This is a genomic window from Streptomyces sp. GD-15H, assembly GCF_045291515.1.
GTDB lineage: Bacteria > Actinomycetota > Actinomycetes > Streptomycetales > Streptomycetaceae > Streptomyces.
Map to the genome: position 1 here is coordinate 6,850,198 of NZ_CP149447.1, position 12,319 is coordinate 6,862,516.

8 protein-coding genes and 3 pseudogenes are annotated in these 12,319 nt (G+C 71.1%); 8 read left to right on the forward strand and 3 right to left on the reverse strand.

Going from position 1 to position 12,319, the window contains the following annotated elements; all coding sequences use genetic code 11:
- Position 1: 1 nt before the first annotated feature.
- From tatC to WJ438_RS32420, 8 genes and pseudogenes are all read left to right on the forward strand, one after another.
- Positions 2 to 954 (forward strand): annotated as a pseudogene (gene tatC, locus WJ438_RS32385) (twin-arginine translocase subunit TatC).
- A 31-nt stretch (positions 955 to 985) separates the two neighbouring features.
- A complete protein-coding gene (locus tag WJ438_RS32390; RefSeq protein ID WP_406728366.1) occupies positions 986 to 1,876 on the forward strand; it encodes a diacylglycerol kinase in 891 nt (296 codons plus the stop codon).
- 40 nt (positions 1,877 to 1,916) lie between these two features.
- The gene (locus WJ438_RS32395; RefSeq protein ID WP_406728367.1) at positions 1,917 to 4,772 is read left to right on the forward strand and encodes a DEAD/DEAH box helicase; all 2,856 of its coding nucleotides are present in this window, start codon (positions 1,917 to 1,919) and stop codon (positions 4,770 to 4,772) included.
- Positions 4,773 to 5,305: 533 nt separating this feature from the next.
- On the forward strand, positions 5,306 to 6,940 hold the full coding sequence (locus WJ438_RS32400; protein WP_406728368.1) for a sensor histidine kinase: 1,635 nt from the start codon (positions 5,306 to 5,308) through the stop codon (positions 6,938 to 6,940).
- A complete protein-coding gene (locus WJ438_RS32405) occupies positions 6,937 to 7,344 on the forward strand; it encodes a roadblock/LC7 domain-containing protein (RefSeq protein WP_406728369.1) in 408 nt (135 codons plus the stop codon). Before WJ438_RS32400 ends, WJ438_RS32405 begins: the two co-directional genes overlap by 4 nt.
- Entirely contained in the window at positions 7,341 to 7,745 is a 405-nt protein-coding gene (locus tag WJ438_RS32410) for a DUF742 domain-containing protein (protein ID WP_406728370.1), read from the forward strand. Before WJ438_RS32405 ends, WJ438_RS32410 begins: the two co-directional genes overlap by 4 nt.
- A pseudogene (locus tag WJ438_RS32415) lies at positions 7,726 to 8,344 on the forward strand (GTP-binding protein). The gene WJ438_RS32410 and the pseudogene WJ438_RS32415 overlap by 20 nt, the downstream one beginning before the upstream one ends.
- Positions 8,345 to 8,434: 90 nt before the next feature.
- Positions 8,435 to 10,001, forward strand: a pseudogene (locus WJ438_RS32420) (cytochrome P450).
- On the opposite strand, the gene WJ438_RS32425 reads toward WJ438_RS32420, so the two are convergent.
- From WJ438_RS32425 to WJ438_RS32435, 3 genes are all read right to left on the reverse strand, one after another.
- Positions 9,995 to 10,948 carry an RluA family pseudouridine synthase gene (locus tag WJ438_RS32425; protein WP_406728371.1) on the reverse strand — a complete coding sequence of 318 codons (954 nt, stop codon included), beginning with the start codon at positions 10,946 to 10,948 and terminating at the stop codon, positions 9,995 to 9,997. The pseudogene WJ438_RS32420 and the gene WJ438_RS32425 sit on opposite strands and share 7 nt — an antisense overlap.
- A 19-nt stretch (positions 10,949 to 10,967) precedes the next feature.
- A complete protein-coding gene (locus tag WJ438_RS32430; RefSeq protein ID WP_406728372.1) occupies positions 10,968 to 11,255 on the reverse strand; it encodes a hypothetical protein in 288 nt (95 codons plus the stop codon).
- A 188-nt stretch (positions 11,256 to 11,443) separates the two neighbouring features.
- A complete protein-coding gene (locus tag WJ438_RS32435; protein WP_406728373.1) occupies positions 11,444 to 12,301 on the reverse strand; it encodes a siderophore-interacting protein in 858 nt (285 codons plus the stop codon).
- Positions 12,302 to 12,319: the final 18 nt, after the last annotated feature.

Here is a 12,319-nt window from a genome sequence, read left to right on the forward strand (position 1 = left end):
GTTGCTCAAGTCTGCCCGCAAGCAGGAGAGGGATCCCGAGGGACGGATGCCCCTCGCGGAACACCTTCGTGAACTCCGCAACCGGCTCGCGAAGGCACTGCTGGCCATCGTCCTCGTGACGGTCGTCGCAGCCTTCTTCTACAACGACATCATCAACTTCTTCACCGACCCGGTGCTCAAGTCGGTCGGGTGCGGTCAGTCCTTCGAGGAACTGGCCCGCTCGACACAGGGCAAGGAGCAGCCGTGCGCGATGATCACGATCAACGGTCTGCTCACGCCGTTCACGCTGGCGCTGAAGGTCTCCCTGATGGCCGGTCTCGTGCTGGCCTCCCCGGTCTGGCTGTACCAGTTGTGGTCCTTCGTCGCCCCCGGACTGCACAAGCACGAGAAGAAGTACGCCTACGCGTTCGTCGCCACGGGCTTCCCGCTCTTCCTGGGCGGTGCCTACTTCGCCTACCGGGTGCTGCCGACCACGGCGAAGGTGCTCATCGAGTTCACGCCGTTCGGCGTCGACAACCTGCTGCCGCTGGACGACCTGCTCGACCTCGTCACCCGCATGGTGGTCGTCTTCGGTCTCTCCTTCGAGCTGCCGCTGCTGCTGGTCATGCTCAACTTCAGCGGAGTGCTGACCGGCACGCGCATGCTCGGCTGGTGGCGCGGCATGATCATGGGCATCACGCTGTTCGCGGCCCTCGCCACGCCGAGCACCGACCCGCTGACCATGATCGCGCTCGCCGCGCCGATCTGGATCCTGTACTTCGGTGCCGTCGGCGTTTCCCTGTTCAACGACCGCCGCAGGCGCCGCCTGGAGGCGATGGGCCCCGCCGACGACGAGGCCTCCGAGCTGGATCTCACCCCCGAGGACATCGGCGAGGCCGAACCCGTCTCGGCCAGGCCCGCCCTGCCCGAGCAGGGGGAACGGACCGGGTCAACGGTTATGACGACGTGACCTGAGGACCGGGTCGAAGCTCGTAGGGTCACTCCCGTGACCAGCGAGATCACCCTCTTCGTCAACCCCACCGCGGGGCGCGGCCGGGGCGCCCGTGCGGCGCGGCCGGCCGCTTCCGCGTTGCGTGCGGCCGGTTTCTCGGTGCGGACCGTTCTCGGTGAGGACGCCGCGGACGCGCTCGCACGCGCGCGCGGCGCCGTCGAGGAGGGCACCGGCGCCCTGATCGCCGTCGGCGGTGACGGCATGGTGAACCTGGCCCTGCAGGCCGTCGTCGGCACCGGCACCCCGCTCGGCCTGATCGCCGTCGGCACCGGCAACGACTTCGCCCGTTCGCTGGGCATGCCCCTGCGGGAACCGGCCGCCGCAGGCCGGATGATCGCCGACGCCCTCAAGTGCGGACGGGTGCGCGACATCGACCTCGGGCGGGTCGGCGACCGCTGGTTCGGCGCCGTCCTCGCCTCCGGGTTCGACTCCCGGGTCAACGACCGCGGCAACCGGATGCGGCTGCCGGCGGGGCGCTTCAAGTACGACCTCGCCGTCGTCGCCGAACTCGCGGCGCTGCGCCCGATCCCGTACCGGATCACCCTCGACGGCGGCGCCGTCCGCGAGGTCGAGGCGACGCTGATCGCCGTCGGCAACGGGGCGTCGTACGGCGGCGGCATGCGGATCTGTCCCGACGCGGACCTCACGGACGGGCTGTTCGACGTCACCGTGGTCGGCGACTGCGGCCGCGCCAGGCTGCTGCGGGTGTTCCCGACGGTGTACCGGGGCACCCATGTCCGCCTTCCCGAGGTCAGCGTGTTCCGGGCGTCGCGGGTGGAGCTGGCGGCCGAGGGGGTCACCGGGTATGCGGACGGCGAGCCAGTCGGCCCGCTGCCGCTGACCGCGCGCTGTGTCCGTGGCGCGGTACGGGTCGTGGGTCCCTGAGCTGGGCGTACCGCGGGCCCGACGGGAACGGGTCCGGATAATGATCGTCCTGTTGTCAGTGCGGCCCGGTACGCTCGAGAGCACGATGACAGAGGACCTCTCACCGGCCGAGCGGTACGCGGCAGCACGCAGGCGCGCTGCCGAGCAGGCCACCGCGCTCGCCCCCTTCCGCGAGATGTACGACTTCGGCCTCGACCCCTTTCAGATCGAGGCATGCCAGGCGCTCGAAGCGGGGAAGGGCGTGCTGGTGGCCGCGCCCACCGGCTCCGGCAAGACGATCGTCGGCGAGTTCGCCGTCCACCTCGCCCTCCAGCAGGGCAAGAAGTGTTTCTACACCACGCCCATCAAGGCGCTCTCGAACCAGAAGTACACCGACCTGTGCCGCCGTTACGGCACCGACAAGGTCGGTCTGCTCACCGGCGACAACAGCGTCAACTCCGAAGCCCCCGTGGTTGTGATGACCACCGAGGTGCTGCGGAACATGCTGTACGCGGGTTCGCATACGCTCCTCGGCCTCGGGTACGTGGTCATGGACGAGGTGCACTACCTCTCCGACCGCTTCCGGGGCGCCGTCTGGGAGGAAGTGATCATCCACCTCCCCGAGTCGGTGACCCTGGTGTCGTTGTCGGCGACGGTGTCGAACGCCGAGGAGTTCGGCGACTGGCTCGACACCGTCCGCGGCGACACCGAGGTGATCGTCTCCGAGCACCGGCCCGTGCCGCTGTTCCAGCACGTGCTCGCCGGGCGCCGGATCTACGACCTGTTCGAGGAGGGCGAGGGCCAGAAGAAGGCCGTGAACCCCGACCTCACGCGGATGGCCCGGATGGAGGCGAGCCGCCCGTCGTGGGGTGACCGGCGCCGCGGCCGGAACATGCGCGAGGCGGACCGGGAGCGTGAGCGCAGACAGCGCTCACGGGTCTGGACACCGGGCCGCCCCGAAGTGATCGAGCGGCTCGACGCCCAGGGCCTGCTGCCCGCCATCACCTTCATCTTCAGTCGCGCCGCCTGCGAGGCCGCCGTCCAGCAGTGCCTGTACGCGGGCCTCAGGCTCAACGATGACCAGGCGCGGGAGCAGGTCCGCTCCCTCGTCGAGGAGCGCACCGCCTCCATCCCGACCGAGGACCTGCACGTCCTCGGCTACTACGAGTGGCTGGAGGGTCTGGAGCGCGGCATCGCGGCCCACCACGCGGGCATGCTGCCGACGTTCAAGGAGGTCGTCGAGGAACTGTTCGTCCGCGGCCTGGTCAAGGCGGTCTTCGCGACCGAGACCCTCGCCCTCGGCATCAACATGCCCGCCCGCTCGGTGGTGCTGGAGAAGCTCGTCAAGTGGAACGGCGAGCAGCACGCCGACATCACCCCCGGCGAGTACACCCAGCTGACCGGCCGGGCCGGCCGGCGCGGCATCGACGTCGAGGGCCACGCGGTCGTGCTGTGGCAGCGCGACATGAACCCCGAACACCTCGCGGGGCTGGCCGGCACGCGTACGTATCCGCTGCGCTCCAGCTTCAAACCGTCGTACAACATGGCGGTCAACCTGGTCGAGCAGTTCGGCCGGCACCGCTCGCGCGAGCTGCTGGAGACGTCGTTCGCGCAGTTCCAGGCGGACAAGTCGGTGGTCGGCATCTCGCGGCAGGTACAGCGCAACGAGGAGGGCCTCACGGGCTACCAGGCCTCCATGACCTGCCACCTCGGTGACTTCGAGGAGTACGCGCGGCTGCGCCGCGACCTCAGGGACCGGGAGACGGAGCTGGCCCGCGAAGGCGTGGCGCAGCGGCGCGCGGAGGCGGCCGTCGCGCTGGAGAAGCTCAAGCCCGGTGACGTCATCCACGTGCCCACCGGCAAGTACGCGGGACTGGCGCTGGTGCTCGACCCGGGACTGCCCGCGGGCCGCGCGGGCGGCCACCGCGGCGTCGAGTACCACGACGGGCCGCGCCCGCTGGTGCTGACCGCGGAGCGGCAGGTCAAGCGGCTGGCGTCGATCGACTTCCCGGTGCCCGTCGAGGCGCTGGAGCGGATGCGCATCCCGAAGTCGTTCAACGCGCGCTCACCGCAGTCCCGCCGGGACCTGGCCTCCGCCCTGCGCACCAAGGCCGGCCACCTCGTGCCGGAGCGGCACCGCAAGCGGCGCTCCCAGGCGGCCGACGACCGGGAGATCACCCGGCTGCGCAAGGAGATCCGGGCGCATCCGTGCCACGGCTGTGACGACCGTGAGGACCACGCCCGCTGGGCCGAGCGCTACCACCGGCTGCGGCGGGACACCGCGCAGCTGGAGCGGCGCATCGAGGGCCGGACGAACACCATCGCCCGCACCTTCGACCGCATCGTCGCCCTGCTGACCGAGTTGGACTATCTGCGGGGCGACGAGGTCACCGAGCACGGCAAGCGGCTCGCCCGGCTGTACGGCGAACTCGACCTGCTGGCCAGCGAATGCCTGCGCGAGGGCGTCTGGGAGCAGCTCGGCCCGGCCGAACTGGCCGCCTGTGTCTCGGCGCTGGTGTACGAGGCCCGGGTCAGCGACGACGCGATGGCGCCCAAGGTGCCCTCCGGCAAGGCGAAGGCCGCGCTCGGCGACATGGTCCGCATCTGGGGGCGCCTCGACGCCCTGGAGGAGGACTTCCGGATCACCCAGACCGAGGGCGTGGGTCAGCGCGAGCCCGACCTCGGCTTCGCCTGGGCCGCCTACATGTGGGCGTCCGGCAAGGGCCTCGACGAGGTGCTGCGTGAGGCGGAGATGCCGGCGGGGGACTTCGTGCGCTGGTGCAAGCAGGTCATCGACGTGCTGGGCCAGATCTCGGCCGCGGCACCGGCGGTGGAGGGCTCGACGGTCGCGAAGAACGCCCGCAGGGCGGTGGACGCGCTGCTGAGGGGAGTGGTGGCCTACTCGTCCGTGGGCTGACCGCCCCGGCGCTCCACCCCGCCCCGTCCGCCCGGCCCCGTCCGGTACGCCGTGAAGCCCGGCGCGCTCCGTGCGCGCCGGGCCTCTGCGTCCGGTGCGCCCCTGCCGAGAGCATGACCGGACGATTCCGGAGGCGGAACCGGGACCCGCGCGGACCCGGCATCACCACGGACCTCTCCGAGACACACGCTCCGGACACCTCGCAGCTCCTCGCGATACCGCGCAGCGCGGGCGCTCTTCGCCCTTCACGGTGAGCGAATCCCGTACGCCCGTACACCGTGACACACGGTGTACGAATGGGCTCCCAGCGTGCAAATGGGTCCGAGCGTACTCCTGTCCCCTCGGCCGTTTCCGGCACTTGCTGAATATGACACGGCGATGATCCGGTCGGACTAAGCTCGCCCGCAGCGCACCGAGTTGGTATGAATTCGTGCACTTGTTCCCCATTATGCGGATGATTCCCGCGGTTTCCAGATCAATCACGCCCCCGAACGCCCCCACCGACCACCAGCCGATTCGTTTCAGAGGCCTACATGGTGAGTGTCCAATCCCCGCCCGGTCGCCTTGAACTTCCCTATGCGCGCGTGCTGTTGCTCCCCGCCGTGCTGATGGCCGCGGCAACCGGAGCCGCCGTCGCCCTGGTGACGGAGCCCGCCCGGATCGCCGTCGGCGCGTGCGGTGTCGTCGCCACCCTGCTGGTGACCGCCGCCGCGGCCGAGGCGATGCGCCGCGGCCGCGCCCTGCGGGACGAGCGTGCCGAGCACGACCGCCACCGTGCGTACCTCGAGGCGCGGATCGCCGCCCATGACACGGAGACACTGCACTTCGCGGACGCCGTGGTCCCCGAGGCCCTGGACTTCCTGCACCGCGGAAACACCCCCAGGGAAGTGCTCCTCCACCTCAAGGAGGTCAACCCGGCCTGGCGTGATCTGCCCCAGTACCAGATCAAACTCCTCAAGACGATGCTGAAGATCATCGACGACGAGGAAGCCCTGCGTGACTCCTCCCAGCGCTCCTTCGTCAGCATCGCCCGCCGCGTCCAGGCGATCGTCCATCAGCAGGCCAAGGAGCTGAGGGAGATGGAGGAGGACCACGGCCGCAACCCCGAGGTCTTCGACGACCTGCTCCGCATCGACCACGGCACCGCGCTGATCGGCCGCCTCGCCGACTCCCTCTCCGTACTCGGCGGCGGCCGTCCCGGACGTCAGTGGCCCGAGCCGGTCGCCCTCTACAGCGTGCTGCGCGGCGCCATGTCCCGCATCCTCGAGTACCGCCGCATCGACCTGAAGTCCATCGCCAAGGTCAACATCAAGGGCATCTCCGTCGAGCCTGTCATCCACGCCGTCGCCGAACTCCTCGACAACGCCACGCGGTACTCACCGCCCCACACCAAGGTCCACGTCACCGCCATCGAGGTGCAGACCGGCGTCGCCATCGAGATCGAGGACGCCGGGGTCAGCCTCGACGAGCAGGCACGGACCCGGATCGAGACCAAGCTGGAGCAGGCCAAGGCCGGCGTCGACCTCCAGGACCTCGGGGTGAGCCCGCGCCTGGGCCTCGCCGTCATCGGCCGGCTCTGCTCCGGCTACGACATGCAGGTCTCGCTGCGGGCCTCCGCCTACGGCGGCGTCCGCGCCGTCCTCGTCGTGCCGAGCGACATGATGACCACCGAACCCGGCGTCGGCCTCGCCCACGGCATCGGGGCGACGGCGGTGCCCGTGCAGGTCGACGCGCTCCCGGGCCCCAAGCGCGCCCCGGAGAAGCGCCGCCCCACCAGCCCGAGCATCCCCGCCACCGTCTCCATGGAGGACGAGGTTCCCGTGGTCACCGAGTGGACCGCGGGCGGCCTGCCGCAACGCCGCAGCCGGGTGAGGACCCCGCTGTCCCAGCGGTACGCCGAACAGGCCGCCGCCGAACGGGCCGAACGAGAGGCCGCCGAGCGGGGCGAGACCGTTCAGTCCTCCTGGACGATGCCCGAACCCGAGCCCGCGGAGCCGAAGGACGAACGCGAACCCGGCCTGTGGGTCGACGCGTTCTGGGACGGCCTGAAGAAGGACCTCGAACCCGGCGTCCACCCCACCGACTTCACCCGGAACCCGACCGCGTACCTGCATCTGATCAACGAACCGGCCCGTACCGAGGCCGACGACGAGGGGGATCTCAAGTGATCCAGCAACGCGCCAACTTCGACTGGATGCTCAAGGAACTCGCCGACGGCGTTCCCGGCGTCCAGATGATCGTGGTGCTCTCGGCCGACGGCCTGCGCATCGCCCGCTTCGGCGGCGAGCCGGACGCCGCCGACCGGGTCGCCGCGGCCTGCGCCGGCGTGCAGAGCCTCGCCGGTGCCGTCGCCGGGGAACTCCCTCGCAGCGACGGTGAGATGAAGATGGTGATCATCGAGATCAACGGCGGCTACTTCTACCTGATGGCCGCCGGCGCCAACGCCTACCTCGCGGTGCTCTCCGACATGACCTGCGAACCCGGGCGGATGGGGACCATGATGCGCGATCTCGTCGTCCGCATCGGCGCCCACCTCACCAGCCCGCCCCGCCGGAACGGGCAGACCGTATGACGCCTCCGAAACGCCAGAGGCGCACCCCGCAGGAGGACCCCCCTCCGAAACCGGACCAGGCCAGGGAGGACGAGCGGCCCAACCCGGAACGGCTGTACGTCGTCGCCGGGGCGGACGGGAACCGCGCGAACCTCGACCTCGTCACGCTGATCGTGGCGCGCGTCGAGAACCCACCGCCCTCCGCCACGCCCGAGCAGGCGGCACTGCTCCGGCTCTGTGCCGCCCCCCTGTCCGTGGCCGAGCTGTCGGCCTGTCTCAGCCTGCCGTTCAGCGTGGTGACCGTGCTGCTCACCGAGATGCTGACGGCGGAACTGGTGCAGGCGCGCGCCCCGATCGTCCGTCAGGCGCTCCCCGACCGTTCCCTTCTCGAAGCGGTGATGCATGGACTTCAAAGGCTCTGAGGCCCTCCCGGGCCACGGACCGAGGATCAGCTGCCGCACACGGCCGAGGCCGCGGTGAAGATCGTCATCGTGGGCGGGTTCGGAGTCGGCAAGACGACCATGGTCGGGGCGGTCAGCGAGATCAAGCCGCTGACCACCGAGGAGACCATGACCCAGGCCGGCGTCGGAGTCGACGACAACTTCGGTTCCGCGACCAAGACGGCCACCACGGTGGCCATGGACTTCGACCGCATCAAGATCACCGACAGCTGGTGCTCTACCTCTTCGGCCCCCCGGGCCAGGAGCGGTTCTGGTTCCTGTGGAACGGGCTGTTCGAGGGGGCGCTCGGCGCGGTGGTGCTGGTCGACACGCGTCGCCTCGAAGTCAGTTTCGATGTCATGGGGCGGCTGGAGGAACGCGGGGTGCCGTTCGTGGTCGCCGTCAACTCCTTCCCAAACGCGCCTCGTTGTCCGCTGAAGGATCTGCGTACGGCGCTCGATCTACCCGACGGCATTCCCCTCATGGAGCGCGATGTGCGACGCCGGGCCTCCAGCCGGGACGTCCTGATGGCGCTGATGCGGTTCCTGCACTCGCTCGCCATGACGGGCTCGCTCGCCTGACACCCGCCCTCCGGTCCGCCCCTCCACGACGTGTCCCGAACCGTCCCACCCCCCGACCCCTGCTCTCCCCCTTTTTCCGGAGCGACCACTGTGACGCCTGAATCCCACTCCCCGACCGGAACGGACGCCCCCCCGGCTCGGCCCGCCCCCCGGCTGCCCCGCGCACGGCCTGGGCTCCGGGGGGCTGCCCCGGCTGCACGAGTCGGCGGACCTGAAGAAGCTGTACGAGGAACTTCGCGCCGAACACGGCCCCGTGGCCCCGGCGCTGCTCCACGGCGACGTGCCCGTGTGGGTGGTCCTCGGCCACGCCGAGAACCTGCACATGGTGCGCACCTCCGCCCAGTACTGCCGGGACAGCCGCATCCGGTCCCCGCTCCGGGAGGGCCTGGTCAAACCCGACCATCCGCTGATGCCGCACATCGCCTGGCAGCCGATGTGCTCCCACGCCGAGGGCGACGAGCACAAACGGCTGCGCGACGCGATCGACTACGCCATGTCGACCATCGACTTCCGCAGTCTGCGCCGGCACATCAACCGCTGCACCCAGCGTCTCGTCAACCGGTTCTGCGAGCAGGGCGAGGCCGAGGTCGTCAGCCAGTTCGCCGAGCACCTTCCGATGGCGGTGATGTGCCACGTCCTCGGCATGCCCGACGAGTACAACGACCGGATGGTCGAGGCGGCCCGCGACATGCTCAGGGGCACCGAGACCGCCATCGCCAGCAACGCGTACGTCATGGACGCCCTAGGCCGGCTCGCCGCGCGCCGCCGGGTGGAGCAGCAGGACGACTTCGCCAGCCATCTCATCACCCACCCGGCCGGGCTGACCGACGACGAGGTCAGAGAGCACCTGCGGGTGGTGTTCATCGCCGCCTACGAGTCGACGGCCAACCTCCTCGCCGACGTGCTGCGCACGGTGCTGGTCGACCCGCGCTTCCGGGCCCAGCTCAACGGCGGGCAGATGACGGTACCCGAGGCGGTCGAGCAACTGCTGTGGGACGAGCCGCCGTTCAGCACCGTCTTCGCCTACTTCGCCAAGCAGGAGACGGAACTCGGCGGCCAGCGCATCCGCAAGGGCGACGGTCTGCTGTTCGCCCCCGCCCCGGCCAACGTGGACCCGCGGGTGCGGCCGGACCTCGCCGCCACCATGCAGGGCAACCGTTCCCACCTCACCTTCGGCGGCGGCCCGCACGAGTGTCCCGGACAGGACATCGGGCGCGCCATCGCCGAGACCGGTGTCGACGCGCTGCTGATGCGGCTGCCCGACCTCGAACTCGACGTCGACGACGAGGACCTGCGCCACACCGAGTCCATCGCCTCACGGCATCTCATCGAGCTGCCCGTCCAGTTCATGCCCAGGCCGCCCCAGGAGGTGACCCCGCAGCCGAACCACGACCACCAGCCGGCCCCGTGGCCCAACTGGCACATCGGCGACCCCGAGCCGGAGCGGTCGGCCACGCCGTGGCCCGTCACCCGCCCCGAGTCCGCCGCCCGCCCCGAGCCGTTCGGGCACCACGACGTGCCCGCGCCGCAGCCCCCTGCGCCGCCCGTGCCACAGCCCGCCGGGCCGGTGGCGGAACCGACGGCGACCGCGGTCGCGGAGCCCGCCCGCCCGGCCGATGCCTGGCAACGCTTCCTGCGGTGGTGGCGCGGCTACTGACCGGTGGCCCACTGCTCGTACGAGGTCCATGCCGCGAGCGTCCGGCCACTGCGCAGCCGGTGCTCCACACCCGTCACCGGATCGGTGAACTCCAGGGTGCGTGCCAGTAGTTGCAACGGGCGCCGGAAATCACCGGCCGGGACGGGGGCGGTCACCTCGGGATACAGCGGGTCGCCGAGGATCGGCACGCCCAGAGCGCTCATGTGCACCCGCAGCTGATGGGTCTGCCCGGTGCCCGGCACCAGCCGGTACCGGGCCAGCCCGTCCGCCCGGTGGCCCAGGAGCTCGACCCGGCTGAGCGCGTTCGGCTCACCCTCGACCTCGCGGGCGGTCAGCACTCCGCGCTCCTTCACGATCCGGCTGCGTACGGTCCGGGGCAGGGCGAGCGCGGGATCGTGCGGGGCGACGGCCTCGTACTCCTTGTGCATCCGCCGGTCCCGGAACAGCGTCTGGTACGCACCGCGCTCCTCGGGCCGCACGGTGAACAGCACCAACCCCGCGGTGAGCCGGTCGAGGCGGTGCGCGGCACCCAGCAAGGGGATGCCGAGCTCGCGGCGCAGCCGCGCCAGCGCGGTCTCGGCGACATGGCTGCCGCGCGGCGTGGTGGCCAGGAAGTGGGGCTTGTCGGCGACGACGATGTGCTCGTCCCGGTACACGATCTCCAGCGGGAAGGGCACCGGCACCTCGGCGGGCAGCTCCCGGTGGAACCACACGTACAGCCCCGGCGCGTACGGGGCGTCGGCCGGTACGGGCCGCCCGTCCGCCCCCACGATCAGCTCCGCGTCGAACATGCCGTCGATGACACCGGCGCCGGCCGGGAGCCGGGCCACCAGATGCTCTCGCACGGTGGCCCCCGGCCCCGCCGCGGGCAGCCGGAGCCGCACCGGGTCCACCCCGTCGCGCTGCGGCAGCGGGGAGGGCGGGACGATCCGGCGTCTGCGTGTCACGAGGGCCAAGGCTACGGGGCTACATCTCCTCCCCGCCCTGCTCCTCGTGCCGTACCGCCTGCTTGACCTCGGCCTCGACCACATGCCGCGGTTTTCCCTCGGCCCGCGCGTACTCGCTCACCGCCAGCTGGACGTCACGGGCGAGGTCGCGCCAGGCCCGCCAGGCGGTCTCCCAGGTGCTGGTCTGCTGCCTGCTCCACCTGGTCCGGGTGGGAGGCCCGTAGGTCTCCTGCAGATGGCGCACGCGGACATACGCCTCGTCCGCCGCGCGCTGCTTGGCCACAAGCTCTTCAAAAGTGTCTGCCACGCGCCCGGATCCTCGGCCAGTGCTCAGGCCCGGGCAGCCTCGCCACGCCGCCCGCCGCGGCGCGGGGCCCAGGGTTCACCCGACCAGCGCCGCCGCACAAGGCACCCGACAGCCCGGAAACACCGCACCAGGAGCGGCGAAGCGCCGGTACCGGGCGGATCGGATGATGCCGGTTCGAGTGGGGAGGGTCAGGAGGTTGCCGCCGCCTGCTGCGGCGTCTGCTCCTGCTCTGCCTCGACCCGTGTGTTCCACTCCTGCTTCGAGGCCTGCCAGCCGTCCTCGTTGTGACCGAGCCGCCAGTAGCCGGAGACCGAGAGGTCCTCGCGCGGGATCTGCCGGTCGACCCGCAGCAGACGGCGCAGCTCCTTGACGAAGTGCGCCTCGCCGTGGACGAAGGCATGCACCCGGCCCTCGGGGAACTCCAGGCCCCGCACGGCCTCCACCAGTGCCTCGCCGACCGGGCGGTCCCCGCGGTGCAGCCAGGTGACCGCCACCTCGGAGTCGATCTTCTGCTCCTCCTGGGGGCCGTCGATCTCCACGAAGACATGTGCTCTGGCCCCGCTCGGCATCGCCTCGAGCGACCGGGCGATCGCGGGCAGCGCGCTCTCGTCGCCCGCCAGCAGATGCCAGTCGGCGGCCGGATCGGGGGTGTAGGCGCCGCCGGGCCCGATGAAGAACACGGTCTCGCCCGGCTGGACCCGCAGAGCCCACGGACCGGCCAGCCCCTCGTCCCCGTGGATCACGAAGTCCAGGGTCAGCTCACGCTGCTCGGCGTCCCAGTGGCGCACGGTGTAGGTCCGGGTGACCGGCCACTGGTCGCGCGGGAACTCCTCGCGGATCCGCCGCATGTCGAACGGCTCCGGGTAGGTGACGCCCTCGGCCGGGAACAGCAGCTTCACGTAGTGGTCGGTGGCCGCGTCCGCCGAGAAGTCGGCCAGGCCGTCACCGCCCAGCACCACGCGCCGCATGTGCGGGGTCAGCTGCTCGGTGCGGACCACCTGCCCGGAGTGCGGCTTGCGCGGCTGGCGTCCCGGTCGCTCTGCCATGGAGTCTCCCTGTCACTC